Consider the following 15,575-nt stretch of genomic DNA (forward strand, 5'->3'; position numbering starts at 1 on the left):
CCCATCAAGCATGAAGGGCGCCCTGGAACGTCGGGTTCAGTGGGCGCGAAGAGCGGCGAGTGCGGCGTCGAGGTCGGCCCCGCGGGGGCGGTTGTGCGGCAGCTTGCCGAGCATGACGGCCATGCCGCAGGTGTTGGTGAGGGCGGAGAAGACCAGGCCGCCCGCGATGCCGGCCGAGATCAGAAGGGGGGCCGGATGCACGAGCAGGCCCAGAACCAGGCCGAGGAGGACCAGGCTGCCGGCGGTGAAGCGCACCTGGCGTTCCATGCTCCAGCCGGAACGGGTGCCGCAGGCGGCCGGGGTGTGCAGGTCGTGCCCCTCGGCGGCCCAGGCGCCGGTGCCGCCGGCGAGGGTCGCCGTGGCGATGCCCTGCTCGGCCAGCAGCTTGCAGGCGTTCTCCGAGCGGGCGCCCGAGGCGCACACGACGAGGACGTCGCCACGCTCGGCGGCGTGCCGTATCTCCGGCAGCGCCCGCCGGACGTGATCCAGGGGGATGTTGAGCGCACCGGGCAGATGGCCGGAGGCATACTCGGCGGGCGTGCGCACGTCGATGACGGTCAGCTCGTGCAGCCGGTGCGGGCCTGGTCCGTGCCGAGGGCGACAGGGGTCGGGAAGTTGGTCATGACGAGTGTGATCCTTAATGGTCGACGCCGTCCCGAACCGGGACGTACAGTACCCCTAGGGGTATTTTTCGAGGAGTGGTCGTGGAACTGGAGCTTGAGGGTGCGGACCTGAAGGCCGTGCTGAACCGGCTGCGCCGGGCGCAGGGTCAGATCTCCGGGGTGATCCGGATGATCGAGGAGGGGCGCGACTGCGAAGACGTCGTCACGCAGCTCGCCGCAGCATCGCGCGCGCTGGACCGTGCCGGTTTCGCGATCATCGCGACGGGCCTGCAGCAGTGCGTGACCGACATGGAGTCAGGGCGCAAGAACGGCGAGGACCCGGAGGCGATGCGCGCCCGTCTGGAGAAGCTGTTCCTGTCTCTGGCCTGATCACGCATCTCTCACGACCTCATACCACCGCGTCGATGAGCATGAAGGCGGCCACGGCCAGCAGCACCAGGGCGAAGATGCGCTGAAGCGTGTGCCCGGTGACCTTCGTGGCCAGCCGCTTGCCGTCCCAGGCACCGAGGATCGCGGCTCCGATGAACGGGCCGACCACCGCCCAGTCCAGCCCCTCGACCGTGCCCGCGCGCATCGACAGTGCGGCCAGCGAGTTGACGGTGATGATCAGCAGGCTGGTGCCCACCGCGTTACGCATCCGCATGCCCAGCACGCCCACCAGGGCCGGTACGGCGAGGAAGCCGCCGCCGACACCGAGGACACCGGTGACCGCGCCGAGCCCGGCACCGGCCGCCGCCGCCCGCACCGGCCGCACCGTCACAGCACCCTCGGCAGCCGGCCGGGAACGCAGCATGCGCACGGCGGCCACTCCCGCGACCACAGCGAAGGCCGCCGTCAGTGCGGCCGCCGGGACATGGGCGGCGAGTGCGCCGCCCAGCATCGCCGGGCCGATCCCGGCCGCCGCGAACAGCAGCCCGGTACGCCAGCGCACATGCCCGTCGCGGGCGTGCGCGACCATCGCGGTGACCGAGGTGAGCGTGACGATGACCAGACTTGCGGTCGTCGCCCCGACCGGGCTGAAGCCGAGCAGGTAGATCAGCGCGGGGACGGCCAGGACACTGCCGCCGCCCCCGAGCGCACCGAGCGCCAGGCCGATGACTGCTCCGGCGGCCAGGGCGAGTATGAGTGCGCTCACGCGACGGTGCCGCTATGTCCGCGCGCGTCCACCACCGACAGCCCCGCCTTGGCCCAGTCCCGCATCCCGCCGACCACGTCAACGGCCTGCGAGCCCCGGGCGACGAGCAGTTCGGCGGCCTGCCGTGAGCGGTTGCCGGAACGGCAGATCACGATCAGGAGCCGCCCTTGCGCGTGGGCGGGCAGCCCCGCCCCGGCGGCCAGCGCCGACAGGGACAGGTGCACGGCCCGTGGCGCGTGCCCTGCCTGCCACTCGTAGGGCTCGCGCACGTCCAGCAGCACGGCGTCACCGCCGCCATCGGGGTTGCCGTGCCCGGTGCGTAGGGCCGCCTCCTGCACACTCACGCGCCCCGGGCCACCCCGGGCCCGTCGGAAGATACTCATCTCGGTTTCTGGCTCCTGTTCGTCACGTCGTCAGGGAAGATCGGCCGACCTCCGCAGCGGCCGGCGCCGTCAAGAGGTCCGGAGGGTGAGTCCCGCCTTCTCGGCCGTCTCGAAGGAGTCGTCCACGGCGACGACGTCCCGGCCAACGGCATCCAGCAGGGAAGCGGCGATCGCGGCGCGCATGCCGCCCGCGCAGTGCACCCACACCTGCCCCTCGGGCACCTCGTCTAGGCGGCGGGGCAGGGTGTGGATCGGGATGTGGAGCGAACCCTCGACGAATCCATCCGTACGTTCGGACGCCCGGCGCACGTCGAGGACCACGACGCCGTCCCGCAAGCACCCCGCGAGATCGGCGAACGTCGCCCGGCGGATGGACGCCGGCGTCTCGCCCGCGCGCACCCAGTCGGCCGGCCCGCCGGTGGCCGCGGCGGCCGGGCGGTCGATGCCCACCCGGACCAGCTCCCGCTGCGCGGCGGCGAGTTGCTCGGGCGACTCGGCGAGCAGGGTGACCGGCTTGCCCCACGGGATCAGCCAGGCCAGATACGTGGCGAGCTGCCCCTCCGCCTCGAAGTTGAAGGAGCCCGCGAGGTGCCCGGCGGCGAAGGCGACCCGGTTGCGCAGATCGACCACCCACTCCCCCGCATCCAGCCGCGCGGCGATCTCGTCGGCGTCCGCGACGGACGGCGGGGTCAGGTCGACGGGCGCGGGTCCGGCGGCGTTGGCCGGGCCCATGTGCGTGTAGTAGGCGGGCACGTCGTCCAGGCCCGCCAGCAGCTCGGCGACGAAGCTGTCGACGTCCCGGGTGAGCGCCTCGTTGGACACCTTCTCCTTGCCGATGGTCGTGTCGCCGCCCTCGGCCTGCGAGGAGGAGCAGAAGCTGCCGAAGCCGTGCGTGGGCAGCACGGCTGTCTCGTCGGGCAGCTCGGCCGCCAGCCGGTGCGCGGAAGCGTGCTGGGCGCGGGCCAGGCCCTCGGTCAGCCGGGGCTCGACGAGGTCGGGGCGGCCGACTGTGCCGATGAGCAGCGAACCACCGGTGAACACCGCGACCGCCGTGCCGTTCTCCTCCAGGACGTAGGAGGTGTGGTGCGGGGTGTGCCCGGGGGTGGCCAGCGCGCGCAGGGTCAGGCCCGCCGCGGAGTCGATCTCCGTTCGGTCGCCGTCGCGCACTGGTACGTGCCCGAAGGAGACGGGGGCTCCCGCGGGCACCAAATAGGCGGCGCCGGTGATCCGGGCCAGCTCCAGGCCGCCGGTCACGTAGTCGTTGTGCACGTGCGTCTCCACCACGTGGGAGATCCGCACCCCACGCCGGGAGGCCGCCGCGATCACCCGGTCGAGGTCGCGCGGCGGGTCGACCGCGACCGCCGCCCGCTCACCGCCCGCCAGGTAGCTCCGATTGCCGAGCCCCGACACCTCGATCGTGTCGACGAAGAACACGAGGTACTCCCTTCCGTGCAGATTTACCCCAGGGGGTATATCTTCGACGGTAGCATGAGTACCCCCGGGGGTATTTTCAAGGGCAGGAAAAGCCCGCGGAAACAACTCCCGAGTACCTCGCACATACGGCCGGACACCCGTCCCGCGCCACGCGAGCCGACGAGAAAGGCCATCGCCATGCGCTATGACCGCACCGTGCACCTCGACACCGACTTCGCCACCGCCGTGGAGCGTGTCCGCGACGCCCTCGCCGCCCAGGGCTTCGGCATCCTCACCGAGATCGACGTCACCGCCACCCTCAAGGCCAAGCTCGACCACGACATGGAGGACTACGTCATCCTCGGCGCCTGCAACCCGCCCCTCGCCCACCGCGCCCTGGAGACCGACCGCTCCATCGGCCTGCTGCTGCCCTGCAACGTCGTCGTCCGCCGCGACGGCGACCACACCGCCGTACAGGCCCTCGACCCGAACACGATGGTCACCCTCACCGAGCTCGACGCCCTACGCCCGGTCGCCGAAGAGGCCACCCGCCGCCTCGACGCCGCCCTCGCCTCGCTCACCACACCCGGCGCGAAGAGCTGAGCCGGGGCGCGGCCCTCACGGAACCGCGTCGCGGGCAAGACCGGTCCCAGGCCGAACCTTCCCTGGTGCTGCGGGGCTTCATATACGGGTTCTCCACCGCACCCGCCTCGGGGACCCCGGTCGGCCGACGGCGTCCGGCGGAGGACGTCGCACCCCCGGACGCCGCTCCTGAAGGTCAGGTCACCCAACCTTCAGATGTTCCTCACCCGATGCGTCCCCGCGCGTGGGGACGTACGACTGCGCAGCCTGGGGCTCCCGCTCGACGGCCATGAGGACGACCTCCCCCCCGGCCCCCTCCTCGGCACACTCGGCCAGCCGCGTGGACAGCCGACCCAGGCACGCATCCGGCGCCAGGGTTGCCAGGCCGTCCGCCTGAGCTCGGAGCACGTCCACCAGCGGGTGCCCGTCCCCGCCCTCCCGATCCCGCTCCAGCGGCGCGTTCATGTGCAGCAGCAACCGTCGCCCCGCGGTGAGCCGCACCGCCGTCGTATAGATCGGCACGTCCGCTCGGTGCGAGGTGAATCGGCCCAGCGCCGGCAGCGGGGCCAGGACATTCAGCGGCTGGACCTTGTCCTCGGCCATGAGGAGAGGTGATGCCCGCCCACAACAAATCACCTCGGCGGCGGTGTCGGACGCGAGGGAGACCAGCAGGGCACTGACACCCCTGTCGGACCCCTCCCGCTCAGCACTCACGGCCGCGTCCAGTCTCCGGGCGGCCTCAGCGAGGCTCGACTCCTCCTCGGCGGTCTTCGCCCAGTGGTGCAACAGGTGCGCGGCGGTCTCCTCCGGGTGTGCTTCTCCGTGCGGGGACGCGGCGACGAGCAGCCGGGGGCCGAATCGTGTGGGTCTCAGGTCGTAGGACACCCTGCGCAGGCGGTCCTGCCCGGGAGCGGGAACGACGCGTGCCTCCACGCGCACATCGCCGACCCGGGAGGACCAAGTCCGCAGCGGGTCCGGCTGTGCCGGGGCGATCGCGGGTGTGCTTTCGGAGCTGACCGGTCGTTCGATGTCCTGCCCGCGCCGTTCGATGCGCCGCATGGCAAGGGTGACCAACGTGATGTTGACCAGCGTTCCAACGACCACGAAAGGCCGGTCCCGCCACTCCAGCGAACCCAGTGCCAGCGCACCGCCGAAGGCCATGCCCCCTGCGAACAGCGGCAGGCGACGGTGGGGTGGCAGGCACAGCCCGAGGGCCGGGGCGACGGCAAGCAAGGTCATGATCCCCCGGTGGCTTCCGCGGAAGGCCACGTCACATCCGGCGACGGCGAGAACCAGTACCAGGGTCGCGGCCCCCACCACAATGTGGGCCCTGGGAGCGGAGAGTCGAGTGAGCACCGCGCCCCACCTTCTCCGACAGCGTTTGCCTCCCGCACAGCGTAGCCGCGAGTGGACACTCCGTCAGGGCAGGAGCCGCAATTGGGGCGGTGAGCTTGGAGCGCGGTGCCGCCCAGCGCGCTGCACCCTCCAGTGCAGGGCCTCCACCACCCGCACGCCCACCGGGATGGTGCATCGAGCGTCGTCGGGCCCGTCTTGTCGGCCTGCCGCAAACGGCGACGAGGACCTGACGGCAGCGCTTGGCGAGCAGGTCCGTCCGTGGCCGTTCACGGTGTCTCGGCGCCGCCTGTCGGCTCACCGAGGTGTTCGGCGAGCTGGAACAGGGCGGGCAGCGCGTTCGCGATGGCGGCGCGGGCCTCGTGGTCGAGGGCCGCGAGGGCGGCGTCCATCCGGCGTTCGTGGGCGGCGGTCCAGGCGGCGAGCTGATCGCGCCCGGCGTCGGTGAGGGTGACGACGGAGGCGCGGCGGTCGGCGGGGTCGACGTCACGGGCCACCAGCCCGGCGTTGATCATCTGGCCGATCAGGCCGCTGACCGTACTCGGGGCCAGCCGACGGCGGGCGGCGAGGTCGCTGATCCGGGTGGGAGAGTGCTGGCCGAGTACCTGAAGCAGCTCGACCTGGGCCATGGGCAGGGTCTCCCATGGATAGTCGGTACGGATCGAGGAGCGCAGCGCGCGACGCAGCCGGGTGACGGCCTCGGCGAGGAGGGCGGCGTCCGGCGCCTCGCCGGTGGGTCGCGGCAGGGAGACCTCGGAGCGGGGCTGCGCAGACATGGAGCAAGGGTAGCCGCGCCACGCACCGGTCCGACCGCGCGCCCGTCGGGCGAGTGCCCGCCAACCCGGTCGACATCCGATTCCGAAAACTTCGGTGTCCGATGTATTGTCGGGCGGATCGTTCCGGCCCGCAGGCCGGATCCCGTGCACGTGAGAACGGTCGATCCGATGAACCTGGCTTACCTGCCCAGCCCCTCCCAGGGCGTGTGGCACCTCGGGCCGCTGCCGATCCGCGCGTACGCGCTGTGCATCCTGGCCGGCATCTTCACCGCCGTATGGCTGACCGGACGCCGCTGGGAGGCCCGGGGCGGACGGCGTGAGGACATCGCCGACATCGCGATCTGGGCGGTGCCGTTCGGTGTTCTCGGCGGCCGCCTCTACCACGTGATCACCGACCCCGAGCTGTACTTCGCCGCCGGCAAGCAGCCCCTGCACGCCCTGTTCATCTGGGACGGCGGCCTGGGCATCCCCGGCGCGGTCGCCCTCGGCGCGGTCGGCGCCTGGCTCGGCTGCCGCCGCCGCGGCATCAGGCTGGCCGACTTCGCCGACGCCGTCGCGCCGGGACTGGTGCTCGCCCAGGCGATCGGCCGCTGGGGCAACTACTTCAACCAGGAGCTGTACGGCAGCCCCACCCATCTGCCCTGGGCGCTGTACATCGACCCGGCCAACCGCCCCGCCGACAGCCCCAGCGTCGCCCTGTACCACCCGACCTTCCTGTACGAGTGCCTGTGGGACCTCGGCGTCATGGCGCTGCTGCTCTGGCTGGACGCCCGCCACCACCAACGCCTGCGCCGCGGGCGTCTGTTCGCCTGCTACGTGCTGGCCTACACCACCGGCCGGGCCTGGATCGAGGCGCTGCGCATCGACCACGCCAACCACTTCCTCGGCCTGCGCCTGAACGACTACGTCTCCCTCGTCCTGTTCACCGGCGCGCTGGCGTACCTGATCACCACTCGGCACTCACGCCCGGGCGACGACGCCCCGTACCCCAGCGCGAAGAACGGAGAGGAAGCACGGGCATCGGTTCCGGCCGGCGCTTCCGGCCAGGAGGGGGCGTGACGGCGGCTCCCGACACCGAAGCCTCGCAAGGCGCAGCCGCCCCCACGTCCCGGATCCGCCGCCTCGGCCCGCTACTGCCCGCCAGGCTGCGCCCCCTGCACCGGCCCCGGCTGTGGGCGGAGCTGCTCTGCACCGGCCTGCTCTACTGGGCCTACACCCTCACCCGCAACGCCGTCCCCGCCCACCGCGCCGCCGCCCTGCACCGCGCGCACGCCATCTGGCACGCCGAGCGGCTCCTGCACGTGGACATCGAACTCACCGTCAACCACGCGGCCGACCGGATCGGCTGGCTGATCGTGGGGATGAACTACTACTACGCCACCCTGCACTTCATCGTCACCATCGGCGTCCTGATCTGGCTGTACGTCCGCCACCCCGACCGCTATCGCGCGGTGCGCACCGCCCTGTACACGGCCACCCTGCTCGCCCTGATCGGCTTTGCGTTCTGCGCCACCGCCCCGCCCCGCTTCCTGTCCGGGCAGGGATTCATCGACACCGTCGTCGTGCACCACACGTGGGGATCCTGGGCCTCGGGCGATGTGGCGTCCCTGTCCAATCAGTACGCCGCCATGCCGTCGGTGCACATCATCTGGTCCGCCTGGTCCGGGCTGACCCTGGCTTTCCTGGCCCGCCGCACCTGGGTACGCGTCCTGGGCGTCTGCTATCCGGTGGCGACGTTCACCGTCATCCTGGCCACCGCCAACCACTTCGTCACCGACGCCGCCGCCGGGGCCGTCACTCTCGCGATAGCGTTTCTGCTGCAGGAGTCGTTCACCGGACGCGGGGCCTATCCAGGGCTGCGGCGGCCACAGGGCGTGGCCACGCGTTGACCGTCCCCGAGGTTCACTGCACCGTGTGTCCGGGCTCCGGTCCACATCTCAGGCACACCCAGCCAACGGAGGGCGCCAAGTAGTCCGGTGGCCGGCACAGCGTCCCGCATCCACCGCGCTGCGCTTCCGGGACCGGATCACCCCCTCATCACGGTCGCCGCCGTGCCGGGGCCCTGTCGGCTCTCCGACCGAACCGGCCGCCGCGGCGCCGACGGCCACGAGCACCCAGGGCAGCAGGACGGCAACGGCCCACCGCCAGCCAGGTGGAGGACGAGAGTGACGAGGGCGACGCCCAGCGCGGTGACCAGGCCGCAAATCATGTTGACCAGGCCAACGCCGGTCCCCGAAGTGCCGCCGGGACGGCACGCATGATGACCGCGTTGTTCACCGGGAGGAAGGTGCCCAGCCCCAGGGCGACCAGCAGGGGAACGAACGCGGTCACGGTGAGCGGCAGAGCACCATGATGCACAGGCCGCAGATCCCGCGCCGATAGCGCCTGGCTTCCTGCTCGTCGAAGCGCAGTGGTTTCGTGGTCGTGTGTCCCCCGGTGGGTGCCGGCCCGCTCAAGGGGCGGCCCCCGCGAGGAATGCTCCGGGAGGAACCGGAAGGGGCATCAGATCGCGAACTCGTGCGTGATCCCGACGCAGATGTCGCCTTCGAAGAGGAGCGCTACGTGGTAAACGTCGCTCTGCCATTGCAGAAGCACTTGGTTGGGCCCCGTCACGCTGAAGCTGGAGTGGGGGCCGACCACGGCGGTGATCTCGGCCTTGCTACGGCCGGCGAGATTGCCGAGGTTCGCAAATCCCTGAGCCAGCTTTCGCCCGCCGGGCAACACACCCGAATCCTCGCTCATGATGCCAGCGAACAGTCCCTCCTCGAAGAGGATCCCGATGTGGTAGCTGCCGCTCTGCCACTGGACCAAGACCTGGCCTGGTCCTGCCATGCTCTGACTGACTGGGCCGCCGACGGCGGCGACAATCTCGTCCAGCGTGCGGTTGGTGAGATCCCCCAGCTCTGCGAAGCCCTGCTGCAGCCTGTGTCCCGACAGCCCGAACATGTTGCCCCTCCCTCGTGCGACGACCGCCCGCACTCTACGTGCCCGGGAGCTGAGGATGCCGACAAGGGGAATCGCCAAGGTAAGCCCAAATGGGGTCTGCCACTGGCGACCTCGCGTAATCGGGAGTCGGACAACGACAAGATCGGACCCGTAACCCGAGCGGCGCCGCGATCACCCGGTCGGGTTCTGGTCGATCAGTTCCCCCGGTGGTCAGCATCCGGCCGCACCTCAGCGCGCGCCGCCTCAAGGAATCGATGCCGGACGCCACCGAGGTGCTGCCAAGGCTTACTGCCGTCCGGCGTTCCGTGCCAGTACGTATCGCCCAGAGCGTTAGCGAGGTCAGACGCCGCGTCGTGAAGCTCTTCGGAGGCGACCAGCATCAGATTGTTGCGCAGCGACCACATGCGATGGATCAGCTCACTCGGCCGATCACCGCCGTCGCTGATGACACGCTCGATCCTCTGATAGACCTCGACGAAATCCTGAATCGCAGCCTTCCGCTCAGCTCGGACCTGCTCAGCGCGCGCTCGGCGTGCGCTTCGTTCAACGGTACGGTTGGTCACGTACTGAGTGGTGATCGTTCCAGCCGAGCCGATCAACGTGCCAAGTAGAGTCCCCGCAACGGGCAGCCAGTCCATCTCGACAGCGTCCACCCGTTGGCACGACAGCAGCGGTGACATTGATCAGATCGTTAACTGCTGATCTGCGACGTCCCGCTACCCGCCCGGCCAACGCGGCGCAAGGTGACGCCAGTTCGCATCAGATGCGATTCGCGCCGGTTGCGAGATACGGGCCAAACAGGCAATGAGTTGATCTTGAAGGTCTGACGCGGCGGCCGTTGCCGGTATGCTGCCGGGGCAGGCGGCCGCGACCGCCGACCGCTGAAGGGGCCTTTCGCCACGCAGGAGTCCTCGTTGGTAGGCCAAGCCGTCCTTCGACGCATCGTGCACCTCAATCTGCCTGCCTTCAGAGCGGCGTCCGCGTGGGGTGCGCCGCTGTATGGAGTCAGACATGCCTACGAGCCGACCCCGGAAGTCGCGGAAGCGCACGCGGGAGATCCGTGAGCAGAGCCGCGCCACCGGTACGCGGTACACCGAGGCGATGCGGACGAACGACCGGGCCCGAGTCGGCGGCGAGCAGTCGGCGCCGCGCCTCACTCCCACCCGCACCTTGCTGTTGCCCCTCGTCCAGGATGGCCTGCCCGGCCTGTACGAACTGGCCGGCCTGCTCCTGAGGCTCCGAATGGAGATGGTCTTGGACCATGAGGGGGTGCTGGTGGGTTACCGGGACAGCGGAGGCGTGCCCATCCCGGGCGCGCCGATCGAGGACGTCGAAGAGGCGTACTACCGGGTGCGCGACGCGCTGCCCGAGGGGACGGAGGAGTTCGCGGACGGGGTGGTGGATGAGATCCTCCCGCCCACGCCCAACGTCCTGCTGCTGATCGGACCCGACGGTGGGAACGTGGTGCACCTGACCACCATCGAGGTGGCCGAAGCGGACCTCGCGCTGCTCACCGAGTTCGCCGACGCACTCGACCGCGCGGCCGGCCCGCGTCCCGGCCCGGAGTTCGAAGCGCTCAAGGAGGCGCTGGGCGAAATCGGGCGAGTGCCCTACTACTCGTGGACGCCCAAGGGGGACGAGGCCACCGTCGCCCGCTGGGTGCGGCAGGCGCTGTCAACGGTCCTGCACTCTCCCTTCGAGGGCCCGGGTGGCGGCGCCGACCGCGAGACGCTGTCCAACGTGCTGCGGTACGCCGAGGGCTGGGAGAGCGTCGAGGTGGACCAGGACGAGGAGGAGGCGGCCGAGCGCGCGTTGGTGAGCATGATGCGCGCGGCAGGGTGGACCTGACGGGTCGCCCGGGCCGGGGCAGCCGTGAGGTCTTCCCACAGAAGAACTGCTCAGCACCGCTGAGCTGCGGCTACGCCGGGCGCCGCCCGCTCGGCGTGATCCGGGAGTTGAGCCGGGCCCTGCCGGCCATCCCCATCAGCGGGCGGCGGGGCCCGGCTGCGCGACGTGCCGGGCGACTCCAAAGACGCCGGAGCAGAGGATACGGATGATCAACTCCTGCTGGCTTTGGCGCCCATCCCGGCGTCCCCTCGCCCGTCGGCAAACGGCCGAGCCCTACAGCTGCCCACCCAACCCACGGAGCATGTCACCGACGGTTTGGCAGGAGTCGACTCTGTGCTGTGCGCGGCGCGCACGTTCATCCGGGTCTCGTACGAAGAGAGCCTGCCGTCCCGGGTGGTAGGTGCTGACCACCTTCAGACTCCGGTCACGGACAACTCCGGGGTGCGTCTTGAGCAGGCGGCGCCAGGCGTCCTGGGCTTCGCCGCCCTGGAGAAGCACGACCTCGACCTTCGGCATCAGCCCCAACAACTGCTGCAGGACCTCGACACCGGCCTGAAGCTCGGCCGTCTTCGGCGAGCGGTTGATGTACCAGGGGTAGGCGTTCCACGGAGTGACGTCTCGCGGCGCGATCCCCGCCCCCTCGAAGAGCTGGACCTGAAGCTCTGCTGTCGGATCGTCGTTCTCCACGCACAGAAATCCGGAGCCGACACCCTCCTGCGTCTTGGGGCCCGGGTCCCGCAGGATCGACAGGGCGCGCGCATCAACTCCCCCATGCCAGGGGGCGACGTGCGGCATCCAGCCACGCCCGTCCTGATCGCGCAAGGAGTCGACCATCTCATTGATCGGACGTACGTGGGGGGCGTAGCGCCCCTGCTCCTGCTCTATCCGGAACGCCTCGTCACGCATTCGTCTCGCCATAGTTCCTCCAACACGGATCACACCATCTCGGGGACCCCACCGGGAACGTCTGACACTGCGGACTGCTCGATCGACCCTGCCCACAGATGCCGGAGGACGAGGAGCGAAGGACGCTGCGGGCAGTGTTGCTGTCGATGGGAAGTCCCGAACTTCACGGAGCCACACGCCACCTGGTCGTTAGCTATACGAGGGGGCCGAGGACTGTCAGATGCGCCCGGCACCTGAGCTGACGCAGAGGACCCTGATCGCACGCGGATTCCGCGGTTCGCGCCGTTCCTGCCCGACAGCAACGTCCCCACCGGACACGGAATCCACGTGGTGGTCCGCACGGACACCTCGCCCCGTCGTTCGTCCCCGCCATCCCTGCCGGACACCTCAAAGGTCGCGACCCATTCGTGAGCGCCGACAAGCTCGGCGATGCTTAGGGGGACGGGGCGAGGATGGTGCACATCGGCAAGGCCGCAGGGCAGGACGGACTCGATCAGCGGCTTGCCGATTACCGCCGCCACGGCACCCGTCTGTTGGCCGGCCATTGGGGCGGTCGCTCCATCTGGCAGCTGGTCGGCTCGGACGCAATGCTCGTCGCCTGGCGGCCGTTGACCGAAGACGACGCGGGTGAGGCCGAGCAGAACCTGAACGACAAGTTCAAAGAACTCCACGGAGGGGCTCTGCACTTCGCCAACCTCTGAAACAACCCTCCAAGGGCTCCGGAGGCGGCACTGACATCGTCTAAGAGATCGTCTCGCTTGGTTCTCCGGACAGCTTGGAGGGTGCCTGCGGCTGCCGTGGCTGATGCGGGGTTACATACCGCGGTCCGGCCCGCTCCACGGCTCTGGCCGTTCGTCAGCGGTCATCGGCAGTCGGCACAGCTGTACCGGGCCGGGGTAGAAGGCGGAGGTGTTGGGGCCGGCCATGTCTTCGCCGATGAGATAGCGGTAGAGCCATTCTGCGAAGCTCATTTCGAACCGAGCCCAGCCGCCTTCTCCGTCTTCAACCAGGAGCTCAGGGGACGCAGCGTCCACAGCCATGAGGAACAACGTCTCGCCTCGGTCGGTGCTCGCGATCGGCCACAGCCCGTTGCGGGTGCCGAAACTCAACTCCGTGAGGCCGAACAGCAGGCGAGGGTCCTCGTCCGGGTCGAGGTCTTCCCAGGACACCGCGGACCAAGCGCGGATCGCGTCCCGTATGTCCCGGCCCAGATTCCAGCGTTCGGTCGCGGGATGGTGCAGATACAGGTGGCCGTTGAGCTGGACGGGAGCGTATGCGTCCACGATAGTCCGGTAGTCGGTCGGCAGTCGGATGCCGAGTTCTGCGTGGAGCCGGTCCCAGGCGGCGGGGTCCGCGTAGCGGTTCTGGGCCGGGCCGAGCATCGCCATGGCGGCGGCCAGGTAGTCGGTCATGGCGGTCCTCGCTGGCTTGTGTCGTCTTTGCAGCAGGATCATCCCAGCTCGGAGGTCTCGCCGGTCACGCCGTCAGCCTGAGGTAGCAGATCAGGGCGGCGGCGATGCCGACGAAGGCCGGAAAGCGCTCGGCCTTGCGCTCGTAGCGACGCTGCAGACGGCGGCACGCGGACAGCCACTCAGAGGGATACGGCGAGTCGCCACCGCCACCGACACCTTCGGTGCGAACAACGACGCGAACGCCGGTTTCCTGGGGACCGAGGAGTACTGAACGCGGCGCTGCGCGCATGGCTCGGGGCCGTCCAGGGGCCATCGGTTCCGGCCCTCAGCTCTCAGTGCCAGGTCAGGACGCCAACAGATGCGGCGCGTACTCGCGGACCGCGTCCAGCAGTTGTCGCTTGGAGGGGTTGACCATGGCGTGCCCGGCGACGGTGACGGTCGGCACCGTCTCGTTCCCGTCCGCGACGGAGCGGACGAACGCCGCTGCGTCCTTGTCGTGCCGGATGTTCCGCTTGGTGTAGCGCAGGCGGCTGAAGAGCAGGCTCAACCGCAGGTTCATACAGAACGCGCAGCCGGGTCGCCAGTACATCACGACGCTGTCGTCTTCCTCGGACATGCCCTTCCCTCGTACGGAGTTGGCGTACCTGTGGCGGCTGGAACTTCCAGCGTAGTAGCACAGCAATTACAGAGTCTGGCCGATCTCGCGGGTCCTGTGATCGACCGCCTACCGCGGGAAGAGATCAAGAACCGTGGCCGCGCCCCGGCCCCGGGGTTCGAGAGAGCCAGAGGTCCCGGTTGCCCGCGATCAGCACGCGCCCGTCCGCGAGGGTGACCGCCGTGCTCGGGGGGTCCTCGCTGCAGCCGAGGCCGCCACGTTTCCAGCCCGTGGTCGTCCCGTTGCCGACCCAGACGGAACCGCACAGCACTGTGCGGGTGTTCGGCTTGGACTTGGGCCGTGGGGCCGAGCCGACCAGGACCGGGTGGCCCGCGGAATCGACGGTCGCTGCGGTGATCTCGCCGGTGCCCATGGCCGAGGTGTCCATTCGGGTCCAGTGGGTGCCGTCCTGGCTGGTGAGAACCAGCGGGAGGGAGTTGTAGAAGGCTCCGGACTTCGCATAGCCACCCAGGGCGAGCCAGTGGCCCGACGCGTACAGGACGCTGTGCACCTGTGTACCCGGCGGCATCCCGGTGATGTTGCCGGACGTCCAGTGCGCGCCGCCGTCCGCGCTGCGCCAGAACGGGATCGTGCCCGAGGAGTGGAAGTTGTAAGCGTTCGTCGCCGCCGCACCGAAGGCAACGACCTCTGTGCCGTGGACGCCGAAGTCGCCCACGGGTGTGGACGGTTGCCAGCCGTCGATCGTCGGCAGCGGCACGCGACGTATGGTCTTGCCCGCGTCGTCGGACGCGAACACGTACGGAGACTCCACCTGGTCGACGGTCTGGCCGCCGCCGATCAGCAGGACCGAGCCAACCTTTACCGCGGTGTTCACCGAAGCATCGTCCGCGGTCTCCTGTTCGGGGCGGGTGTTGAACGTCAGCGGCAGCGTGGCGAGCCGGAACTGCTCGCCGTTCGACGCCCGGCGGGTCAATGTGGCGCCGACACCGATCAGCGAACCGTCGTCCCACGGCACCACCACGTCGCCCGGCAGCCCGCCACCGGGCCAGCCGCTGCGCATGGAGTACGGCACGTCGGCTTCGTCGGCAGTGCCCGGCTTCGGAGTGATCGAGAACTTCGTACAGCCTTCGGAACCGGCCCAGTTGACGTTCACATAGCGGTACCCGTTGGCGAACGTTCCCTCTCCCAGGGCGCAGTTGCCCAGCGGCACGAGTTGGCGCAGACCCTCGCGGGGCGCCACGTACCCCTTGTTGTGCGGGCCGGTCACCGACGGGTAGTCCACGGCGCCCGCGTACTTCTTGAACCCGAGTTCTGCCGCACTCGCGCCGCCCGTGCCGGTGTCCCCTGCTCTGATCGTGCCGCAGCCGCCCATTACGAGGGCCGCACTGGCTGCCAGGCTCGCGACGACTGCGAGCCTCCCCCCGTGTGTTCTCATCCCCTCACGCTACTGAAATCGAACGCGTGATGCCGGGAGTTGGCGTGGTGGATGCTGCATGCGAGCCCCGACCTTTTCGCAGGGGCCGAGCGTAGCGGCGAGTGTGGTGATCGCCGGACAAGGCAGGGCCATAGACGTGTGTCGCCG

Annotated in this window: 19 protein-coding genes and 1 pseudogene; 6 read left to right on the top strand and 14 right to left on the bottom strand. The window is 69.9% G+C overall.

The window, feature by feature from the left end:
* Positions 1-36: 36 nt before the first annotated feature.
* Positions 37-623 (bottom strand): annotated as a pseudogene (locus DI272_RS10045) (rhodanese-like domain-containing protein).
* 81 nt (positions 624-704) lie between these two features.
* Between DI272_RS10045 and DI272_RS10050 the strand changes: the two are divergent.
* On the top strand, positions 705-992 hold the full coding sequence (locus DI272_RS10050; protein ID WP_047017838.1) for a metal-sensitive transcriptional regulator: 288 nt from the start codon (positions 705-707) through the stop codon (positions 990-992).
* Positions 993-1,011: 19 nt separating this feature from the next.
* Here the strand turns inward: DI272_RS10050 and DI272_RS10055 are convergent, their stop codons facing one another.
* From DI272_RS10055 to DI272_RS10065, 3 genes are all read right to left on the bottom strand, one after another.
* Positions 1,012-1,758, bottom strand: coding sequence for a sulfite exporter TauE/SafE family protein (locus tag DI272_RS10055; RefSeq protein WP_109495011.1), 747 nt, complete (start codon positions 1,756-1,758; stop codon positions 1,012-1,014).
* Positions 1,755-2,141: a rhodanese-like domain-containing protein gene (locus DI272_RS10060; protein ID WP_109495012.1), complete on the bottom strand. Its 387-nt coding sequence runs from the start codon at positions 2,139-2,141 to the stop codon at positions 1,755-1,757. Before DI272_RS10060 ends, DI272_RS10055 begins: the two co-directional genes overlap by 4 nt.
* A 69-nt stretch (positions 2,142-2,210) precedes the next feature.
* Positions 2,211-3,575: a rhodanese-like domain-containing protein gene (locus tag DI272_RS10065; RefSeq protein ID WP_109495013.1), complete on the bottom strand. Its 1,365-nt coding sequence runs from the start codon at positions 3,573-3,575 to the stop codon at positions 2,211-2,213.
* A gap of 177 nt (positions 3,576-3,752) precedes the next feature.
* On the opposite strand from DI272_RS10065, the gene DI272_RS10070 reads away from it, so the two are divergent.
* On the top strand, positions 3,753-4,157 hold the full coding sequence (locus tag DI272_RS10070; protein WP_109495014.1) for a DUF302 domain-containing protein: 405 nt from the start codon (positions 3,753-3,755) through the stop codon (positions 4,155-4,157).
* A gap of 180 nt (positions 4,158-4,337) precedes the next feature.
* On the opposite strand, the gene DI272_RS10075 is transcribed toward DI272_RS10070, so the two are convergent.
* Together DI272_RS10075 and DI272_RS10080 are read right to left on the bottom strand one after the other, a co-directional pair.
* On the bottom strand, positions 4,338-5,375 hold the full coding sequence (locus DI272_RS10075; RefSeq protein WP_146238318.1) for a SpoIIE family protein phosphatase: 1,038 nt from the start codon (positions 5,373-5,375) through the stop codon (positions 4,338-4,340).
* A 383-nt stretch (positions 5,376-5,758) separates the two neighbouring features.
* Positions 5,759-6,265: a MarR family winged helix-turn-helix transcriptional regulator gene (locus tag DI272_RS10080; RefSeq protein ID WP_109495016.1), complete on the bottom strand. Its 507-nt coding sequence runs from the start codon at positions 6,263-6,265 to the stop codon at positions 5,759-5,761.
* A gap of 168 nt (positions 6,266-6,433) precedes the next feature.
* Here DI272_RS10080 and lgt point away from each other — a divergent pair, with 168 nt between their 5' ends.
* Complete coding sequence (gene lgt / locus DI272_RS10085) at positions 6,434-7,324, top strand: prolipoprotein diacylglyceryl transferase (protein WP_109495017.1); 891 nt, start codon at positions 6,434-6,436, stop codon at positions 7,322-7,324.
* On the top strand, positions 7,321-8,154 hold the full coding sequence (locus DI272_RS10090) for a phosphatase PAP2 family protein (protein WP_109495018.1): 834 nt from the start codon (positions 7,321-7,323) through the stop codon (positions 8,152-8,154). Before lgt ends, DI272_RS10090 begins: the two co-directional genes overlap by 4 nt.
* A gap of 316 nt (positions 8,155-8,470) precedes the next feature.
* Here DI272_RS10090 and DI272_RS45205 read toward each other — a convergent pair whose 3' ends face one another.
* From DI272_RS45205 to DI272_RS10105, 3 genes are all read right to left on the bottom strand, one after another.
* Entirely contained in the window at positions 8,471-8,596 is a 126-nt protein-coding gene (locus DI272_RS45205) for a hypothetical protein (protein WP_258314507.1), read from the bottom strand.
* A gap of 171 nt (positions 8,597-8,767) precedes the next feature.
* Positions 8,768-9,211, bottom strand: coding sequence for a hypothetical protein (locus DI272_RS10100; RefSeq protein WP_109495019.1), 444 nt, complete (start codon positions 9,209-9,211; stop codon positions 8,768-8,770).
* A 194-nt stretch (positions 9,212-9,405) separates the two neighbouring features.
* Positions 9,406-9,849, bottom strand: a complete 444-nt coding sequence (locus DI272_RS10105) for a hypothetical protein (RefSeq protein ID WP_146238319.1) — start codon at positions 9,847-9,849, stop codon at positions 9,406-9,408.
* Positions 9,850-10,222: 373 nt separating this feature from the next.
* Here DI272_RS10105 and DI272_RS45210 point away from each other — a divergent pair, with 373 nt between their 5' ends.
* The gene (locus DI272_RS45210; protein WP_258314508.1) at positions 10,223-11,059 is read left to right on the top strand and encodes a hypothetical protein; all 837 of its coding nucleotides are present in this window, start codon (positions 10,223-10,225) and stop codon (positions 11,057-11,059) included.
* Positions 11,060-11,332: 273 nt separating this feature from the next.
* On the opposite strand, the gene DI272_RS10115 is transcribed toward DI272_RS45210, so the two are convergent.
* Complete coding sequence (locus DI272_RS10115; RefSeq protein ID WP_181387141.1) at positions 11,333-11,965, bottom strand: uracil-DNA glycosylase; 633 nt, start codon at positions 11,963-11,965, stop codon at positions 11,333-11,335.
* A 452-nt stretch (positions 11,966-12,417) separates the two neighbouring features.
* Between DI272_RS10115 and DI272_RS45215 the strand changes: the two genes are divergently transcribed.
* Entirely contained in the window at positions 12,418-12,666 is a 249-nt protein-coding gene (locus DI272_RS45215; protein ID WP_258314509.1) for a hypothetical protein, read from the top strand.
* A 111-nt stretch (positions 12,667-12,777) separates the two neighbouring features.
* On the opposite strand, the gene DI272_RS10125 is transcribed toward DI272_RS45215, so the two are convergent.
* From DI272_RS10125 to DI272_RS10140, 4 genes are all read right to left on the bottom strand, one after another.
* The gene (locus DI272_RS10125; RefSeq protein WP_109495022.1) at positions 12,778-13,377 is read right to left on the bottom strand and encodes an SMI1/KNR4 family protein; all 600 of its coding nucleotides are present in this window, start codon (positions 13,375-13,377) and stop codon (positions 12,778-12,780) included.
* A gap of 64 nt (positions 13,378-13,441) precedes the next feature.
* Complete coding sequence (locus tag DI272_RS46190) at positions 13,442-13,666, bottom strand: hypothetical protein (protein ID WP_375138036.1); 225 nt, start codon at positions 13,664-13,666, stop codon at positions 13,442-13,444.
* A 54-nt stretch (positions 13,667-13,720) separates the two neighbouring features.
* Complete coding sequence (locus tag DI272_RS10135) at positions 13,721-13,993, bottom strand: glutaredoxin domain-containing protein (protein WP_109495023.1); 273 nt, start codon at positions 13,991-13,993, stop codon at positions 13,721-13,723.
* A 124-nt stretch (positions 13,994-14,117) separates the two neighbouring features.
* Positions 14,118-15,428 carry a hypothetical protein gene (locus DI272_RS10140; RefSeq protein ID WP_146238320.1) on the bottom strand — a complete coding sequence of 437 codons (1,311 nt, stop codon included), beginning with the start codon at positions 15,426-15,428 and terminating at the stop codon, positions 14,118-14,120.
* Positions 15,429-15,575 lie beyond the last annotated feature (147 nt).

Origin of the sequence: Streptomyces sp. Act143, from assembly GCF_003143935.1 — a bacterium.
Classification (GTDB): Bacteria; Actinomycetota; Actinomycetes; order Streptomycetales; family Streptomycetaceae; genus Streptomyces.

Bases quoted from the DNA above. Each gene is read 5' to 3' on its own strand.
- DI272_RS46190 (WP_375138036.1), bottom strand. From the start codon at position 13,666: ATGCGCGCAGCGCCGCGTTCAGTACTCCTCGGTCCCCAGGAAACCGGC.
- DI272_RS10075 (WP_146238318.1), bottom strand. From the start codon at position 5,375: ATGACCTTGCTTGCCGTCGCCCCGGCCCTCGGGCTGTGCCTGCCACCC.
- DI272_RS10115 (WP_181387141.1), bottom strand. From the start codon at position 11,965: ATGCGTGACGAGGCGTTCCGGATAGAGCAGGAGCAGGGGCGCTACGCC.
- DI272_RS10060 (WP_109495012.1), bottom strand. From the start codon at position 2,141: ATGAGTATCTTCCGACGGGCCCGGGGTGGCCCGGGGCGCGTGAGTGTG.
- DI272_RS45210 (WP_258314508.1), top strand. From the start codon at position 10,223: ATGCCTACGAGCCGACCCCGGAAGTCGCGGAAGCGCACGCGGGAGATC.
- DI272_RS10100 (WP_109495019.1), bottom strand. From the start codon at position 9,211: ATGTTCGGGCTGTCGGGACACAGGCTGCAGCAGGGCTTCGCAGAGCTG.
- DI272_RS45215 (WP_258314509.1), top strand. From the start codon at position 12,418: ATGGTGCACATCGGCAAGGCCGCAGGGCAGGACGGACTCGATCAGCGG.
- DI272_RS10080 (WP_109495016.1), bottom strand. From the start codon at position 6,265: ATGTCTGCGCAGCCCCGCTCCGAGGTCTCCCTGCCGCGACCCACCGGC.
- DI272_RS10135 (WP_109495023.1), bottom strand. From the start codon at position 13,993: ATGTCCGAGGAAGACGACAGCGTCGTGATGTACTGGCGACCCGGCTGC.
- DI272_RS10140 (WP_146238320.1), bottom strand. From the start codon at position 15,428: ATGAGAACACACGGGGGGAGGCTCGCAGTCGTCGCGAGCCTGGCAGCC.
- DI272_RS10105 (WP_146238319.1), bottom strand. From the start codon at position 9,849: ATGGACTGGCTGCCCGTTGCGGGGACTCTACTTGGCACGTTGATCGGC.
- DI272_RS10070 (WP_109495014.1), top strand. From the start codon at position 3,753: ATGCGCTATGACCGCACCGTGCACCTCGACACCGACTTCGCCACCGCC.
- lgt (WP_109495017.1), top strand. From the start codon at position 6,434: ATGAACCTGGCTTACCTGCCCAGCCCCTCCCAGGGCGTGTGGCACCTC.
- DI272_RS10125 (WP_109495022.1), bottom strand. From the start codon at position 13,377: ATGACCGACTACCTGGCCGCCGCCATGGCGATGCTCGGCCCGGCCCAG.